The following is a 16,242-nucleotide window of genomic DNA, read 5'->3' as shown; positions in this document are numbered from 1 at the left end:
GCATTAATGCAGCCGATCGAGCCGCAGCCGCTCGCGTTCGTCAAACAGCCGACGCGAGCCGATCCAGACTGCAGCAAGGCTCCCCAGTCCGGTGCCGGAAGCGACCAGGAACATAATCAGGAGCTGGTATTTTGCGGCTTCCAACGGCGGACTGCCAGCGAGGATTTGCCCGGTCATCATCCCCGGCAGGCTGACCAGGCCCGCGGTGGCCATGGAATTGACGATGGGGATCATCCCTGAGCGCAGCGCATCGCGGCGAATCTCGCCGATGGCCTGGTCCCAGCGCGCGCCGAGCAGCAGCCGGGCTTCGATGATCGCGCGGCCATCGCTCGCCTGCCGGGTGAGGTTATCGAGCGCGACAGCCACCCCCGACATGGTGTTGCCGAGCAGCATGCCGAGCAACGGGATCAGATACTGCGGCTGATACCAGGGCTCAACGCGAATGATGACCGTGAGCGCCAGCATCGTGATGCTGAAGGACGACAGAAACATCGACACCGCACCGATGCCGTAGCTCCACAAGCCAAGGAAACGGCGTTTCTGGCGCGCGCGCACCTCCCAACCGGCGACCGAGAGCATGAACAGCGCCAGGGCAGCGATCAGCCAGGGGTTGGTGGTGGCAAAGAGCGCGCCCAGCACCAGCCCAATCAGCATGAGTTGCACGGTGCTGCGCGCGGCGGCGATCAGCACCCGACGTTCGACACCCAGATGCAAGCGCCAGGACAACCCAGCCAGCAGCAGCACCAGGATGGCCGCCAGGCTGAGATCCCAGGGGCTGAGCAGAATCAGGCTCATGGTGTCTCCGCTTCCTCCCGCAACGCGCCGGCCTCAATGCGCAGCCGCCGGGCACCGGTCAGCGCGGCCAGGCGGGCACGTTGCTCGGGGTCGTGGCTGACCCAGAGCACCGCCGCGCCCTGTTGCTGGCGGTAGTCGAGGATCAGCTGCTCGACATGGTCGCGATTGGTCGGATCGAGATTCGCCGTCGGCTCATCAAGCAGCAACGCCTCGGGCCGGTTGGCCAGCAGACGTGCCAGGGCCAGGCGCTGACGCTCGCCGGTCGACAGGCGCGCAATCGCCCAGTCAAGCACATCGGGCGCAAAGCCAAGCGCGACCAGCAGAGCCATCACTGATTCGGGCTCGGCCTGCGAGCGATCAGTCTCCGGGCGACCAAGCGCCAAGGGCCGGACCAACCCCGCATCGCTATGTAAATCAGGCGGAAAGTGCGCCCCAACGCGCTCAGCCCACCAGCCGGATTCCGCCAGCAGCAGGCCCACCCGCCGACGCCAGTCCGAAGGCGGCAAGGCGGAGCGCGCCTGGGCTCCCAGCCAAACATCGCCCCGATGCGGATCAAGATCGGCAATGGCGCGCAGCAGCAGGCTCTTGCCCGAGCCCGAGGGGCCAGACAAAAGCAGCAAGTCTCCAGCGGGGACTTCCAGATCGACCGCCCCCAGAGCATGCCCCGGGATGAGTCCGCGCAAAATAAGCCCCGCCATCAGCGCCGCCGAAACCACAGATCGCGCGCCGGCTGGCCAAGGCGCTCGCCGCGGCGCTCGAAACGCGTGGGTGGGCGGTCATCGGGGCGCGGGATGAAGTCGCCACTCGGAGACAAATTCTCGAAGCGATCGCCGGCCGCGCAAAGGTGCTCGAGCATCCACTCGGCATAGGGCAACCAGTCGGTGGCGGCATGAAAGAAGCCGCCGCTTGCGATCACCCGCGCGAGCTCATCGACAAAGGCGGGCTGCACGATGCGGCGCTTGTGGTGGCGCTTTTTTGGCCAGGGATCAGGGAAAAACAAACAAACACCGGCCAGGCTTGCGGGCTTGAGGCCGCGTGCCAGCAAAGCGGTGGCGTCTTCGCGCATCACCCGGACGTTGCCAAGACCGACGCGCTCAAGCTCGCGCAGCAGATGACCGATGCCGGGCCGATGGACTTCGAGCCCCAGATAGTTGCGCTTCGGATGGCGGGCGGCCATGTGCAGCATTGCCTCGCCGTTGCCGAAGCCGATTTCCAGCACGACCGGGTGATCATTGCCGAACAGCGCTGGCAGATCGAGCGGCTGGTCCGGCTGCCAGTTAAGTCCGTAGCGCGGCCACAACGTCTCGAAGGCGCGTGCCTGGGCCGCTGTCAGTCGCCCTTCGCGCAGCACGAAGCTTCGCACCGGCCGACGGCGGATGTCCGCAGGCAAACCAGTATCCGCGGCTGGAAAGAGCAGCGGCTCAGGTGGCGTGCGCCCCGAGCTACAACCGGAGCTGGAACCTGTGCTCAGAAAAAGGTCCCCTCAATCGGCGAGGAGGCCGAGGCATAGCGCTTGGCGGGCATGCGCCCGGCCAGATAGGCCTCGCGCCCGGCTTCGATTGCCTTACGCATGGCGCTGGCCATCAGGATAGGATCGCGGGCCGCGGCGATGGCGGTATTCATCAGCACGCCGTCGCAGCCGAGTTCCATGGCCACGGCGGCATCCGAGGCGGTACCGACACCGGCATCAACCAGAATAGGCACCTTGGCGTTTTCGACAATGGTGAGAATATTCAGCCGGTTGCGGATACCAAGCCCGGACCCAATGGGTGCGGCCAAGGGCATCACTGCGACACAGCCGATTTCCTCCAGCCGTTTGGCCATAATGGGATCATCATTGGTGTAGACCATCACCTCGAAGCCTTCCTTCACCAGCACCTCGGCGGCCTGCAGAGTGGCGACCACATCCGGAAACAGGGTCTTCTCATCGCCAAGCACCTCAAGCTTGACCAGATTGTGGCCGTCGAGCAGCTCGCGCGCCAGGCGGCAAGTGCGCAACGCGGTCTCGGCGTCATAGCAACCGGCGGTGTTGGGCAGAATGGTGTAACGCTCGGGCGGGAGCACATCAAGGATGTTCGGCTCGCTCGCGTTCTGGCCGATATTGGTGCGGCGCACAGCGATGGTGACGATCTCGGCACCGCTCGCGTCGATGGCGCGGGTGGTTTCGTCAAGGTCGCGATACTTGCCCGTGCCGACCAGCAGACGGGACTGGTAGGTACGACCGGCAATGGTGAGGGTGTCGGAGTCTTTGGTCGATACAGTCATGGTCGTTAATATGGGCCTAAATCGCAGCAGGAGTGACTTTCAAGTTTGGCGGCGAGGCGCCTGACAAATGCCATCGACCGCTCGCCAATGACGCACGAGCGGACTGATTAGCGGCAATAGGCAGAACCTTACCATAGCGTTCCGCGGGCGGCAGACTGAGTTGGAGGCGCCCTCAGACTTGGTTAAGTCGCGAATCCTAGCGCCATCCGGCCGCAGCCGTCATCTTGAGGTCATCACTCGGATGCATTTGCCGGGGCGGTCGGGATCATGAGCGATAGAATGTCGCTTCTTCAACCTGGGACCCGCCATCACCATGTCCAAAATGTCTAAACACTCCAACTGCGAAAACGATACCAGTGCCCGCAGCCGCTTGTTTGGCTATGGACTGACAGTGCTGCTGAGTTCCGCCCTGCTGCTGGTGCTGGAGATCGTCGCCGGGCGGCTGCTGGCGCCCTGGATTGGCGTGTCGCTTTATACCTGGACCTCCATCATCGGCGTGATCCTCGCCGGGCTGTCGCTAGGCAACTGGTTGGGCGGCGTGTGGGCCGACCGTGGCGGCAGCGGGCGCAGCGTCGGGACGGTGCTCGGGCTCGCTGGGCTTTACTGCATTCTGAGCCTGATCGGTATCGACACCTTGGGTAGTCGTTTACAGGAGGCGGAGGCCAGCCTGCTGTCGGCGAGTTTTGCGCTGGCTGCGGCGCTGTTTTTTCTGCCAGCCGTATTCATCGGCATTGTCACACCGCTGCTGACCACCCTGGCGCTGCGGCTCGACGCACGCGCTGGCCATGTGGTCGGGCGCATGCATGCGCTGGCTGCGGTTGGCAGTATTCTCGGCACCTTTGCGGCTGGCTACTGGCTGGTGCAATGGATCGGCTCGCGCGCGCTGGTGCTGATGTGCGGGATCTTGCTGATGCTGCTCGCGGTCCCTTTTTTGCGCGGCGCCCGCCGTTCGACCCAGACCGCGCTGAGCCTCGCCGTCTCCGTCGCACTGGCCGGCCTGCTGCTATCCCACGGACTGGCCGGCAGCTGCGAGCGCGAAAGCCGCTACTTTTGCATGCGCGTGGTTGAGCAGCCCACTCCACCCGAGGCCGGCCCGACGCGCGGTCTGGTGCTGGACCATCTGCTGCACGGCATCAACCACCGCACTGAGCCGAGCCTGCTGGTCGCCCCTTATGTGCACGCACTCGACGAACTGGCCGCCGCGCATTTCGGCGAGCGCTATGCCGAGGGGCTGCGCTGGTTCTTCGCCGGCGGCGGAGCTTACAGCCTGCCGCGCGCAGTCGAGTCGCTCAGTCCAGATTCCAGCATCACGGTCGCCGAGCTCGATCCGCTGGTGACGCTCACAGCGGTTGAGTCGCTTGGTCTGGACCCAGCACCGATGCACATCGTCCATCGGGATGCGCGCCTGGCGCTGCAAAGTGAAGCCGAACCTTTCGATGTCATCGTCGGCGATGTCTTCCATGATGTCGCCATCCCGCCGCATCTGGTCACGCGAGAATTCGCTGCCCTGGTGCGCGAGCGTCTCGCCCCCGATGGACTCTACCTGATGAACGTGGTCGACACCCTGCCCGACCCGTTGCTGATCAAGAGCCTGATCAACACGTTGCAAACCGCTTTCGCGCAGGTCGATATCTGGATGGATCATGTACCGGAAGCCGAGCGTGTGACCTTTGTGATCTCAGCCACCAACGGCACGCCGCTACCAGATACCATCATCGCCCGCCATGGATTCGTCCGCCGCTGGCAGCGCATGACCGACGCCGTGCTCGGCTATGGCCGCGATCCACGGGAACTCCCCATCCTGACTGACGACTATGCGCCCGTTGAGCGCTTGATCGCGGGTCTATTGATCGGAGAGAGTCAGTAGCCAAGTCGCCGCCGACCATCACTTGAATCAGCCAGAGGCACAGGCCGCGCCGGCCACAAAAAGCCCCGGCAACTACCAAACTACGGTGCCAATCAGCCAGCCAGAGGCGGAAGCTCTTCCAGCGACCAGCGCGGGCGCGGCCGAAACGCTAGCGGCTCGCGCTGACCGGCCTTGAGCCGGTACCAACCGGCATAGGCGATCATGGCGCCATTGTCGGTGCACAGCGCCGGGCGCGGGAAGAAGGCCTGGCCGCCAATGGCTTCGATCGCCTCGGTCATGCGCTCGCGCAATCGGCGGTTGGCGCTGACACCACCGGCCAGCACTAGGCGCTGCAGACCGCTCTGCTGCAAGGCACGCCGGCACTTGATCACCAGGGTGTCGACCACGGCGTCCTCGAAGGCGCGGGCGATGTCCGCGCGGCCCTGAGTCTGGTCCTCATTCGATGCCTGCAGATGCTGCAGGGTATTGAGCGCGAAGGTCTTGAGCCCGCTGAAGCTGAAATCCAGCCCGGGCCTGTCAGTCATCGGCCGGGGAAAGCGATAGCGCGCAGAATCGCCTTGCTCCGCCAGCCGCGCCAGTGCCGGACCGCCAGGATAGGGCAGCCCGAGAATCTTGGCGGTCTTGTCAAAGGCCTCGCCGGCGGCATCGTCCACTGACTCGCCCAAGAGCCGGTAGTGCCCAACGGCTTGGACTTCAACCAGCTGCGTGTGCCCGCCAGACACCAGCAGCGCGACGAAAGGAAAATCCGGCGCCGGGGATTCCAGCAGCGGCGCCAGCAGATGTCCTTCCATGTGATGCACGCCAATGGCCGGCACCTCCCATGCCCAGGCCAGGCTTCGCCCGAGCGCGGAGCCAACCAGCAAGGCGCCGATCAGCCCAGGACCGGCGGTGTAGGCCAGGCCGTCGATGTCAGCTGCACCCAGCCCGGCCTCGTCGAGCACCTGATGGATCAGCGGCAGCGTCTTGCGAATATGATCACGCGAGGCCAGCTCCGGCACCACACCACCGTATTCGGCATGGATGTCAGTCTGACTATAGACCGCATGCGCGGCCAACCCGATGTCGTCGCCATAGACGGCCACGCCGGTTTCGTCGCAGGAAGTTTCGATGCCGAGGACGCGCATTTTGGTTGATTCCGAGTGCATAACTCAAACACATGGAAATTCGGCTTGTTTTGGGCCGGGTGACGGTCGCGGGGGACGCCGTAAATCCATCCATGGAGGCTTCCCAGCGGCGTCCTGCCGCTGAAAACCCCCGCGCCCGTCACCCGGCCCAAAACCGAAAGCTCATCTGTGATGCCTATAACATCAATATCGACACGGCTTTGCTTTCCCAAGCGCCGAGCCAGCGCTTAGACTGGTGATCTCGCAACCGCAGAGCTTACACCACGACGATGATCACCCTGCCCGCCGAATGGGACGCGCAAAGCGCGCTGATGCTGACCTGGCCGCATCTCGACACTGACTGGGGCGACCAGATTGAAGCCGTCGAGGCGGTTTATATCGCAATTGTCCAGACGGTTTGTCGTTACCAGCACGCGTTGATTCTTTGCCCAGATCAGCCCTGGCAAACCCGCGTGGAGCAACGGCTCTCGGATGCCGGCGTGCCAGCGACGCGGCTTAGCTTTGCGCTGGCACGCGGCAATGATACCTGGACGCGGGATCATGGTCCTATTGGCGTGCTGGATGCTCAGGGGAAACCTTGCTTAATTGATTTTCGCTTCAACGGCTGGGGCGGCAAATTTCCCAGCGAGCTGGATGACCAGATCAACACCCAGCTGCAAAAGCAGAACCTGTTCCCCGAGATCGCCTGGCAGCGCAGCGAGCTGGTGCTTGAGGGCGGCGCCATCGACAGCGACGGCGCCGGCTCGCTGTTGCTGGTGCGCCGCACCCTGGTCGACCCGGCACGCAACCCGGGCTGGAGCCAGACCGACATTGAGCAGGAGTTGCGGCTATGGCTCGGCACCCAGCGTTTCCTGTGGCTGCAGCATGGACAATTGAGCGGCGATGATACCGACGGCCATATCGACACCCTGGCCCGTTTCATCGACCACCGCACCATTGCTCACGTCAGCTGCGATAACCCAGCCGACCCCGATTACCGTTCCATCAACGTCATGATCAGCGAGCTCCAGGCACTGCGCGGCACTGAAGGCCAGCCCTACCGGCTACTACCGCTGCCATCCCCGCAACCGGCTTTCGATGCGAGCGGAGACCGGCTGCCCGCGGGCTATGCCAACTTCGTCCTCATCAACGGCGCCGTGCTGATGCCGACCTATCAAGACCCGGCCGACGCCGAGGCGCTGCGCCTCATTCAAGCGGCCTTTCCCGATCGCCGGGTCCATCCGATTGACTGCCGTGCGTTGATCCGCCAAGGTGGCAGCTTGCACTGTGCCTGCATGCAACTGCCATCCGCGGTCGGCATTTGCGAGGCACTATAGGCGTCACAGATGGGTTTTCAGTTTTGGGCCGGGTGACGGGCGCGGGGGTTTTCAGCGGCAGGACGCCGCTGGGAAGCACCCGATTGGAAATTTGGGGATGGATTTACGGCGTCCCCCGCGACCGTCACCCGGTCCAAAACAAGCCGAAATTCTATGTGCTTTTGATATCAAACAATGACCTCGGAACGCGTGCTGATTGGACTCTCGGGTGGAGTGGATTCCGCCGTCGCCGCCCATGTGCTGATCGAACAGGGCTATCGGGTCGAAGCGCTGTTCATGAAGAACTGGGAGGAAGACGACGCCCCCGGCTATTGCGCTGCAGCGGAGGACCTCGCCGATGCGCAAGCGGTCGCCGAGCGGCTCGGCATTCCGCTGCGCACAGTAAACTTTGCTACCGAATACTGGGATCGGGTGTTCGCTCATTTTCTGGCCGAATACCGCGCGTTGCGCACACCCAATCCGGACATCCTGTGCAATAGCGAGATCAAGTTTCGTGCGTTTCTGGACTTCGCCCTGACTCTGGGCGCCGATTGGATCGCAACCGGGCACTATGCGCAGATCATCCATGCCTCAAACCGCAGCACCTTGCATCTGGCAAAGGATACCAACAAGGACCAGACCTATTTTTTGCATCGGCTTGACCAGCAGCAGCTTGCACGCGCACTCTTTCCGCTGTCGGACCTCAGCAAGCCAGAGGTCCGCGCACTGGCACAAGATTTGGGTCTGGCCAATGCCCAAAAGAAGGATAGTACCGGCATCTGCTTTATCGGTGAGCGCCGCTTTGCCGACTTCCTCGCCCGCTACCTGCCGCGCGAGCCGGGGCCGATCGAAACCCCCGAGGGCCAAGTGCTTGGCGAGCATCAGGGGCTCGCGTATTACACGATCGGCCAGCGGCAGGGGCTCGGGATTGGCGGACAGCGGGACGCGGGCGAGGCGCCCTGGTTCGTCGCCGCCAAAGCCCCCGATCGCAATGCCCTGATCGTGGTCCAGGGCGGCGATCATCCGCTGCTGTTTGCTCAGAGTCTCAGCGGCGAACAACTGCACTGGATTGCTGGCACAGCGCCTGCCCCGCCGCCTTTCGACTGTTTGTGCCGACTGCGCCACCGTCAACCGCTGCAAGCCTGCACCCTAGTCGAGTACGATAGCGACTCAGACAGGAATCAGTGCCACGTGCGCTTTGCCATCCCGCAACGCGCCATCACGCCGGGACAGTCGGCGGTTTTTTATCATGGCGATCAATGCCTGGGCGGCTGCGTTATTGCCGCTGCGACAGACTAATCACTAGCGAACAACCACTTTAATTCATGCAACACAGTGATCTCGAGCGTGCGATTGCCCTCGCCGGCCTACATCAGGCCGCTCATTGCGTAGAGCGAATCGCTAACCGCGGTTCCGTGGATGTCGAAGCCATGGAACCCTGCATTCATAGCCTGTTTCAGGTCGACGCACCTGACACGCCCTCGGTCTATGGCCCGCCGGGCGCTGTCGCCATCGGCATGCGTGCGTTGGTCGGGCAGATCACCGGCCAACCGAGCCGCAATTTGGAGCTGACTCGTTACTTGATCAATCTCCTCAAGCACGCCCGCACACTGAGCGACAGGCGCGATCTGCTTGGCAAAATCGGCAACGGGATCGAAATTGCCGATACCAAGCGCCATGACCGCCCGCTGCTTGATGCGGAGTTGCTGGCCTCCCTGGCGACGCTCTACAGCGATCATGTCAGCACCCTGGAACCGAGAATCCTGGTGCGCGGTAATCCGCTGTACCTGAAAAACAGCGAAAATCAGGACCGCATCCGTGCCCTGCTGCTCTCTGGCATCCGCTCCGCCATCCTGTGGCAACAGCTTGGCGGCACTCGCTGGCAGATTCTGTTCGGGCGCGGTCGCCTGCTCGCTTCCGCGCGCGAGTATCTAGCGCGCAACGAGACCGCCTGATTCGCCTGCGAATCCACTCCCTTCGGCGGCCCGCGCTTTTCTCGCCGGGCCGCGACCGCTAGAATCTCAAGGCTTGAGCCGTCAACCACCGCCGGAAATCCATTCATGTCCAATAGCTTCAACGCCCGGGCCGCGCTTCGCGTCGGCGACCAGACCTACGACATTTTTCGCCTCGACGCCGTCCCCGGCAGCGAGCGGCTGCCGTTTTCGCTGAAGATTCTGCTCGAGAATCTGCTGCGACACGAAGATGGCGTCAGCGTGCGGCGCGAGGACATCGAAGCCCTGGCGCAGTGGGACCCGCAGGCCGAACCAGCGACCGAGATCCAGTACCGGCCGGCGCGGGTGCTGATGCAGGACTTCACCGGCGTGCCGGCGATAGTTGACCTGGCGGCGATGCGCGACGCCATGAGCGCACTCGGCGGCGACCCCGAGCGCATCAATCCGCTGCAGCCGGCGGAGTTGGTCATCGACCACTCGGTGCAGGTTGACTATTACGCCAGCGACAGCGCCTTCGCCCAGAACGCGGAAATGGAGTTTTCGCGCAATCGCGAACGCTATGCCTTTCTCAAATGGGGGCAAACGGCGTTCGATAACTTCCAGGTGGTGCCGCCCGATACCGGCATTGTGCATCAGGTGAATGTGGAATACCTGGCGCGGGTGATCTTCTCGCGCGAGCTGGACGGGCAACGTCAGGCCTATCCCGACACCCTGGTCGGCACCGACTCTCACACCACCATGATCAATGGCGTGGGCGTGCTCGGCTGGGGTGTGGGTGGCATTGAGGCCGAGGCGTCCATGCTCGGCCAACCGATCTCCATGCTGATTCCGCAAGTGGTCGGCATGCGCCTGACCGGCGAGTTGCCCGAAGGCACCACCGCCACCGACCTGGTGCTGACCATTGTCGAGCGCCTGCGCCAGCATGGGGTGGTGGGGAAGTTCGTCGAATTCTTTGGCCCGGCGGTAGCGACCCTGCCGATGGGCGAGCGCACCACCATCGCCAACATGGCCCCCGAGTATGGCGCCACCTGCGGTCTGTTCCCGATTGATCAGGAAACACTCAAGTTTCTGCGCATGACCGGCCGCGATCCGGATCAGGTCGCGCTGGTTGAGGCCTATGCCAAGGAGCAAGGCTTTTTCGCCAGTGCCAATAGCCCGGAGCCGCAATTCACGCAGGTTCTGGAGCTCGACATCGGCACCGTGGTCCCCTGCCTGGCCGGCCCCAAACGCCCGCAGGACCGGGTCGCCCTGACCGCCATCAAGGGATCCTTCGCCACCGCGCTGCAACAGGCCAACGACGAAAGCGGCCGCGAGCCGGGCACGCCGGTCAGTACCGAAATCGACGGCCAGCCCTGCGAACTGCGCGACGGCTCGGTGGTGATCGCCGCCATTACCTCCTGCACCAACACTTCCAACCCCAGCGTGATGCTGGCCGCTGGCCTGGTCGCGCAAAAGGCAGTTGCGCGTGGCCTGCGGGTGCCGCCCTGGGTCAAGACCTCGCTGGGGCCGGGCTCCATGGTGGTGACCCGCTATCTGGAAGCCTCCGGGCTGCTGGAGCCGCTCAAGCAGCTCGGCTTTCATGTGGTGGGTTATGGTTGCACCACCTGCATCGGCAACTCCGGGCCGCTGCGCCCGGAAGTCTCCTCGGCTATCGCCAAGGGCAATCTCAGCGTGACCTCAGTGCTGTCCGGCAACCGCAATTTCGAGGGGCGGGTGCATGCCGAGGTGCGCATGAATTATCTCGCCTCACCGCCGCTGGTGGTGGCCTATGCGCTGGCCGGACGCATGGGCTTTGACCCTTATGAAGAGCCGCTGGCCACCGATACCAGCGGGCAAGCTGTCTATCTCAAAGACCTCTGGCCATCACAGGCGGAAATCCGCACCGCGATTGAACACTCCCTGAACGCCAGCCAGTTCAGCAAGAGCTACGCCGAAGTCTTCGCCGGCGACACCCGCTGGCAGGAGCTGGCCGCGCCCGAAGGCCAACGCTACGATTGGGCAGCGGATTCCACCTACATCCAGCATCCGCCCTACTTCGAGGGCATGAGCCTGACCCCCGAGCCGGTCGCGGCCATCACGGGCGGGCGCTGTCTGGCGATTCTCGGCGACTCGGTCACCACGGATCACATCTCCCCGGCTGGCGCCATCAAGGCCGACGGTCCTGCCGGACGCTATCTGATCGAGCAAGGCGTGGCCGTGGCCGAATTCAACTCCTATGGCTCGCGCCGTGGCAATCACGAGGTAATGATGCGCGGCACTTTCGCCAACATCCGCCTGCGCAACAAAATGGCCCCCGGCACCGAGGGCGGCGTGACCCTGCATCAGCCATCGGGCGAGCAGCTGTCCATTTACGACGCTGCAATGCGCTACCAGAGCGAGGGCGTACCGGCCATCATCATCGCCGGCAAGGAATACGGCTCAGGTTCCTCACGTGACTGGGCGGCCAAAGGCCCACGCCTGCTTGGCGTGCGCGCGGTCATTGCCGAGAGCTTCGAGCGCATCCATCGCACCAACCTAGTGTGCATGGGCATCCTGCCGTTGCAATTCGCTCCTGGCGACAGCGCCGAAACACTCGGCCTGACCGGCGGTGAGTCTTTCGACATCGGCGACATTGAAGATGGCGATGCCAAACAGGTTCAGGTCACCGCATCCGGACCCAAGGGCACCATCAAATCCTTTACCGCTAAGGTGCGCATCGACACCCCCAACGAGGCGGACTACTATCGCCACGGCAGCATTTTGCATTATGTGCTGCGGCGCTTGGCAGGAGCTTGAGATTCGTGGATCTCACATCCCTGACCGCCATTTCCCCCATCGACGGCCGCTATGCCCGCGCCACCGCGGCACTGCGACCAGTTTTTAGCGAGTTCGGCCTGATCGAGCGGCGCGTGCGCGTTGAGATTGCTTGGCTCAGGACGCTGGCGGCACATCCCGGTATATCGGAGGTTCCGTCGCTCTCGACCGACGCACTGGCGCGACTTGATGCCATCGTTGATGGCTTTGGGCCCGAGCAGGCGCAACGCGTGAAGGAGATCGAGCGCACCACCAACCATGACGTTAAAGCGGTGGAATATTTCCTGAAGGAACAGGTGGCCGATCAGCCTGAGCTCGCGGCGGTGGCGGAGTTCATCCACTTTGCCTGCACCTCGGAGGACATCAACAACCTCGCCCATGGGCTGATGTTGCGCGAGGGGCGCGATCAGGCGCTGCTACCAGCCATGGACGGGCTGATCGAACGACTGCGCGACCTGGCCCACCAGCACGCCGAGCTACCGATGCTCTCACGCACCCATGGGCAGCCAGCCTCTCCCACGACCCTAGGGAAAGAAATCGCCAATGTCGTGCACCGGCTGCGGCGCCAGCGCGATGCTGTCGCGGGAGTTGAGCTTTTCGGCAAGATCAATGGCGCGGTCGGCAATTACAACGCACACCTGATCAGTTACCCGGAACTGGACTGGCCCAAGCTTGCCCGCGGTTTCGTCGAAACCCTGGGGCTGACGTGGAATCCCTATACCACCCAGATCGAGCCGCATGACTCCATGGCGGAGCTGTTCGATGCGCTGGCCCGCTTTAATCAGATTCTGCTCGATCTATGCCGGGACATCTGGTCCTATATCTCGATTGGCTATTTTCGCCAGAAAACAGTCGCGGGCGAGGTCGGCTCCTCGACCATGCCGCACAAGGTCAACCCGATCGACTTCGAGAACGCCGAAGGCAATCTTGGTATCGCCAACGCATTGCTTGGCCATCTCGGTGCCAAGCTGGCGGTGTCGCGTTGGCAGCGGGACCTCAGCGACTCGACCGCACTGCGCAACCTGGGTGTAGGTTTTGCGCATAGCCTGATCGCCATGGCATCTGTTCAGCGCGGGCTCGGTAAGCTCGACGCCGATGGTGTGCGCATGGCGGTGGACCTCGATCAAAATTGGGAAGTGCTAGCTGAAGCGGTGCAGACGGTGATGCGCCGTTACGGCGTGCCTGAACCCTACGAGAAGCTCAAGGAACTCACGCGCGGGCGCCGCATCGGCGCACAAGAGCTGGCCGCCTTTGTCGAGACACTCGAAATTCCGCAAGACGCCAAAGCCGCGTTGAGCGAACTGACACCAGCAAGCTACATCGGCAACGCGGCCGCGCAGGCCCGCGCGATCTGAGTCAAGCAGCTAGGCAATAACCAGGCCATTTTATTGACGCCGCGTCATCGGCTTACCAGACGTTGCTTTCTCCGCTGACCAAAAAAGGGCCACCCGGCAATTGCCGAGTGGCCCTTTTCGTTGAGGCTATGCCGCGGTGTAGACCGACGCAGAGTTATTTAGAGTGAATCAAGACACTCCGCAGTCTCATCGCATCATCAGCCAAAATCGCGATCACTCACCACGGGAGTGAATCACGACGCGACGCTGCATGACCGAGTCAGTCGGATACTCAGGCAGCATCTCAAGTTTGCCACGGCTTTCAGCTGGCCCAATGCGGCTTGCTGGCAGACCCTGGTTGATCATGTAATCGCGCACTGTGGTGGCACGACGCATACCAAGACCGTAGTTGTAAGCCTGGCTGCCGACGCTGTCGGTATGGCCAACGACGGTCAGATACTCGTCAGCCGGGGATGCCTTGACGTCGGCGATATAGTCGTCGAGACGCGCAACTTCTTCACGATTGACGACATTTTCCATGCGGTACTTGTCGAACTCAAAGTTCAGACGCAGGGTAAATTCTTCAGGAACAACCAGATCGCAGGGCGGCAGGTTGGTGGGGCCGTCGGGGTAGGCACTCTGCCAGCACTCACCATAGCTATTCGCCCACAGCTGACCGTCCGGCAAGCTTTGATCACCCTTCGCGTACCAGTAGGATTCGTCGTCCATTGCGGACGCCGGCATTGCAGTCAGCGAAAGCGCCAGGGCAGCGGATGTGGCCAGCCCAGCAACCCGGGTCAGTTGGTTCATCTGAAACATCAGTATTTCCTCTCTTTTGAGTTAAAAATGAGCTTTGTCTCTGCGGGGCTTGGGACCCACACGGGGATTCATGGCTTCGGAAGCGGTTGGGGCATGAATGTCCATTCATCCCCACCGAAAATCAATGGCACCGCATGCGGACTACTGGATCGCGACATCGACGTCAACGCCCGGCCCAGCGTAAACCTGGGTACGAATTTCGATACGGCGGTTGCGCGCACGCCCTGCGTCGGTGTCGTTCGTGGCGATTGGCTCGAGCTTACCGGCACTGCGCGTCACCATGCGGCTGACGGGAATGCCGACGCTGGCAAGGTAGTTTTTGGTCGACTCGGCTCGCTGCAGGCCCAGTTCATAATTGTAGTCCTGGCTGCCAACGCCGTCGGTGTGACCAACGATGGTCAGCATTTCATCGCCGCCACTCTCGCGCACGGCCCGCGCAACACCATTAAGCGCATCAGCCATCTCCGGTTTGATGACGGCGCTGTTGAAGTCAAATTCATCATTGACCAACTCGATGGTCAGACTTTCGATAATCTCAGCCGCGCAAGGTGCCACATCACTCGGGCCACTTTGACTCTGCCAGCATTCGCCCGAGGAGTTGGTCCAACCAGCGCCGTCAGGTCCTGACCAGAAACGTTCCATCACATCGGCCCGCGCAACCGACGCCACGCTAAGGGCGAGCCCCACAACTAGCAGAGCTGCGGCACTAGCTGTGGAGCCGGCCGTCGACAGAGCGGCAGGTCGTAGGATTTTCGAGTCAACACGCATAAAGCCCCCCGGCAGAAGTCTGTTTGGCGAGTAGTAAGGTTCAGGTTGTAAAATGCAACAAGAAGGACTTGATAGGGTTCAACGGCGAGAGTCGAGACAAAAAACCAACAGGCGCGCCGTCATCTGGATACTGACGCCTCTTATTGTAGCTGAAATAACAAGAAAAAGTGCGACCAATTTTTTTATCGCATGGTAATTTTACAACTAAGCTCGATTCAGCTTAAAGACATCCATCTAAAAACCTGCTTTTGCTAATTTTCTCATTTTTCGTCAAAAGCACAACAGTTTCTTCCAACCAACAGAGGCTGGCTTTGCGCTCATCTTACTCCCTGCTGGTTGCCGGCTTCTTCATTGTTTTGGGGGAGTTTCTGTTTGCATCGATGGGTGTCAGCATCCGCTTCGTTTCGGTTCAACTGCCCAACGAGGTGATCGTCTTCTTTCGCAATCTGTTGGGTCTGACGCTCTTGCTGCCCTGGCTCGCGCGGCGCAAGCTTGGCGGACTGCGTACCCAGGTCCCGGGCCTGCATCTGCTGCGGGCCATTGCCGGGGTCTCGGCCATGTATGCGTTTTTCTACGCCATCGCCCATATCAACTTGGCGGAGGCCATGCTGCTGAAGCTGACGGCGCCGATTTTTATCCCCATCGTCGCTTTCCTGTGGCTACGCGAAGAGATGTCACCATTCATCTGGGCCGCGCTCGGCATCGGCTTTTGTGGTGTGCTGACCATTCTCGCCCCCGGCGTGCAGGGCGTATCGCCGGTCGCTTTGATCGGGCTACTGGGCGGCCTCTTTGCTGCCTTAGCGAAGGTCACCGTCAGGCGGCTTGCGCACACCGAGCCATCTCTGCGAATTGTGTTTTATTTCGCCCTGATAGCCACAACTGTCTCAGCCGTCCCTTTGATCTGGAGCTGGCAGACACCGACAGCGACCGACTTCCCTTGGCTGCTCGCCGTCGCCGCCTTGGCCACCCTGGGACAACTTGCCCTGACCACCGGCCTCTCGCGCGCGCCAGCCTCGCGCATGGCGCCATTTGGCTATTTTTCAGTCGTCTTCGGCGCGCTTTATGGCTGGCTGATCTGGACCGAGCCCGTCAGCTGGCGTCTGGCGCTGGGCTCGCTACTGATTGCCGGCGCCGGATTGCTGGTCAGTCGCCAACGCGCCCACGCACTCCGCCCCGGGGGTCCAACGCCCGCTGCGGTCGCAATCAGCCCCCCGATGGACCCCGACTAAC

14 protein-coding genes are annotated in these 16,242 nt (G+C 62.4%); 7 read left to right on the top strand and 7 right to left on the bottom strand.

The annotated features are described in order from the left end of the window. Nucleotides 1-3: 3 nt before the first annotated feature. The 4 genes from Thiosp_RS06960 to Thiosp_RS06945 form a co-directional block, all read right to left on the bottom strand. The gene (locus Thiosp_RS06960) at nt 4-795 is read right to left on the bottom strand and encodes an ABC transporter permease (protein ID WP_201063494.1); all 792 of its coding nucleotides are present in this window, start codon (nt 793-795) and stop codon (nt 4-6) included. Next, nucleotides 792-1,493 (bottom strand): ABC transporter ATP-binding protein, encoded by a 702-nt coding sequence (locus Thiosp_RS06955; protein ID WP_201063492.1) that lies wholly within the window; start codon nt 1,491-1,493, stop codon nt 792-794. The genes Thiosp_RS06960 and Thiosp_RS06955 overlap by 4 nt, the downstream gene beginning before the upstream one ends. Continuing rightward, a complete protein-coding gene (trmB, locus tag Thiosp_RS06950) occupies nt 1,493-2,185 on the bottom strand; it encodes a tRNA (guanosine(46)-N7)-methyltransferase TrmB (protein WP_201063486.1) in 693 nt (230 codons plus the stop codon). Before trmB ends, Thiosp_RS06955 begins: the two co-directional genes overlap by 1 nt. A gap of 77 nt (nt 2,186-2,262) precedes the next feature. Continuing rightward, entirely contained in the window at nt 2,263-3,060 is a 798-nt protein-coding gene (locus Thiosp_RS06945) for a thiazole synthase (protein ID WP_201063484.1), read from the bottom strand. A gap of 313 nt (nt 3,061-3,373) precedes the next feature. On the opposite strand from Thiosp_RS06945, the gene Thiosp_RS06940 reads away from it, so the two are divergent. Further along, entirely contained in the window at nt 3,374-4,927 is a 1,554-nt protein-coding gene (locus tag Thiosp_RS06940) for a fused MFS/spermidine synthase (protein ID WP_323696948.1), read from the top strand. 92 nt (nt 4,928-5,019) lie between these two features. Here Thiosp_RS06940 and tsaD read toward each other — a convergent pair whose 3' ends face one another. After that, nucleotides 5,020-6,051 (bottom strand): tRNA (adenosine(37)-N6)-threonylcarbamoyltransferase complex transferase subunit TsaD, encoded by a 1,032-nt coding sequence (gene tsaD / locus Thiosp_RS06935; RefSeq protein WP_201063552.1) that lies wholly within the window; start codon nt 6,049-6,051, stop codon nt 5,020-5,022. A 269-nt stretch (nt 6,052-6,320) separates the two neighbouring features. On the opposite strand from tsaD, the gene Thiosp_RS06930 reads away from it, so the two are divergent. From Thiosp_RS06930 to purB, 5 genes are all read left to right on the top strand, one after another. After that, nucleotides 6,321-7,367, top strand: a complete 1,047-nt coding sequence (locus Thiosp_RS06930; RefSeq protein WP_201063480.1) for an agmatine deiminase family protein — start codon at nt 6,321-6,323, stop codon at nt 7,365-7,367. A 174-nt stretch (nt 7,368-7,541) separates the two neighbouring features. Next, nucleotides 7,542-8,645, top strand: coding sequence for a tRNA 2-thiouridine(34) synthase MnmA (gene mnmA / locus Thiosp_RS06925; RefSeq protein ID WP_201063478.1), 1,104 nt, complete (start codon nt 7,542-7,544; stop codon nt 8,643-8,645). Between the two features lie 26 nt (nt 8,646-8,671). Next, nucleotides 8,672-9,301 carry a high frequency lysogenization protein HflD gene (gene hflD, locus Thiosp_RS06920; protein WP_201063476.1) on the top strand — a complete coding sequence of 210 codons (630 nt, stop codon included), beginning with the start codon at nt 8,672-8,674 and terminating at the stop codon, nt 9,299-9,301. Nucleotides 9,302-9,406: 105 nt separating this feature from the next. After that, on the top strand, nt 9,407-12,073 hold the full coding sequence (acnA, locus tag Thiosp_RS06915; protein WP_201063474.1) for an aconitate hydratase AcnA: 2,667 nt from the start codon (nt 9,407-9,409) through the stop codon (nt 12,071-12,073). Between the two features lie 5 nt (nt 12,074-12,078). Continuing rightward, the gene (gene purB, locus Thiosp_RS06910; RefSeq protein ID WP_201063472.1) at nt 12,079-13,446 is read left to right on the top strand and encodes an adenylosuccinate lyase; all 1,368 of its coding nucleotides are present in this window, start codon (nt 12,079-12,081) and stop codon (nt 13,444-13,446) included. 213 nt (nt 13,447-13,659) lie between these two features. On the opposite strand, the gene Thiosp_RS06905 is transcribed toward purB, so the two are convergent. Next, nucleotides 13,660-14,244, bottom strand: coding sequence for an OmpA family protein (locus Thiosp_RS06905; RefSeq protein WP_201063470.1), 585 nt, complete (start codon nt 14,242-14,244; stop codon nt 13,660-13,662). A 141-nt stretch (nt 14,245-14,385) separates the two neighbouring features. Further along, nucleotides 14,386-14,931, bottom strand: coding sequence for an OmpA family protein (locus tag Thiosp_RS06900; protein ID WP_201063469.1), 546 nt, complete (start codon nt 14,929-14,931; stop codon nt 14,386-14,388). A gap of 392 nt (nt 14,932-15,323) precedes the next feature. Between Thiosp_RS06900 and Thiosp_RS06895 the strand changes: the two genes are divergently transcribed. Beyond that, nucleotides 15,324-16,241 (top strand): DMT family transporter, encoded by a 918-nt coding sequence (locus Thiosp_RS06895; RefSeq protein WP_201063467.1) that lies wholly within the window; start codon nt 15,324-15,326, stop codon nt 16,239-16,241. Nucleotide 16,242: the final 1 nt, after the last annotated feature.

Origin of the sequence: Thiorhodovibrio litoralis (assembly GCF_033954455.1) — a bacterium.
GTDB lineage: Bacteria > Pseudomonadota > Gammaproteobacteria > Chromatiales > Chromatiaceae > Thiorhodovibrio > Thiorhodovibrio litoralis.
The sequence above is the reverse complement of the archived record's forward strand: the minus strand, read 5'-3'. Positions and strand labels throughout refer to the sequence as shown.

What these genes read in the sequence shown, in the direction of transcription:
- Thiosp_RS06960 (WP_201063494.1), bottom strand. Translation starts at nt 795, where the DNA reads ATGAGCCTGATTCTGCTCAGCCCCTGGGATCTCAGCCTGGCGGCCATC.
- Thiosp_RS06955 (WP_201063492.1), bottom strand. Translation starts at nt 1,493, where the DNA reads ATGGCGGGGCTTATTTTGCGCGGACTCATCCCGGGGCATGCTCTGGGG.
- Thiosp_RS06945 (WP_201063484.1), bottom strand. Translation starts at nt 3,060, where the DNA reads ATGACTGTATCGACCAAAGACTCCGACACCCTCACCATTGCCGGTCGT.
- Thiosp_RS06940 (WP_323696948.1), top strand. Translation starts at nt 3,374, where the DNA reads ATGTCCAAAATGTCTAAACACTCCAACTGCGAAAACGATACCAGTGCC.
- tsaD (WP_201063552.1), bottom strand. Translation starts at nt 6,051, where the DNA reads ATGCGCGTCCTCGGCATCGAAACTTCCTGCGACGAAACCGGCGTGGCC.
- Thiosp_RS06930 (WP_201063480.1), top strand. Translation starts at nt 6,321, where the DNA reads ATGATCACCCTGCCCGCCGAATGGGACGCGCAAAGCGCGCTGATGCTG.
- mnmA (WP_201063478.1), top strand. Translation starts at nt 7,542, where the DNA reads ATGACCTCGGAACGCGTGCTGATTGGACTCTCGGGTGGAGTGGATTCC.
- hflD (WP_201063476.1), top strand. Translation starts at nt 8,672, where the DNA reads ATGCAACACAGTGATCTCGAGCGTGCGATTGCCCTCGCCGGCCTACAT.
- acnA (WP_201063474.1), top strand. Translation starts at nt 9,407, where the DNA reads ATGTCCAATAGCTTCAACGCCCGGGCCGCGCTTCGCGTCGGCGACCAG.
- Thiosp_RS06905 (WP_201063470.1), bottom strand. Translation starts at nt 14,244, where the DNA reads ATGTTTCAGATGAACCAACTGACCCGGGTTGCTGGGCTGGCCACATCC.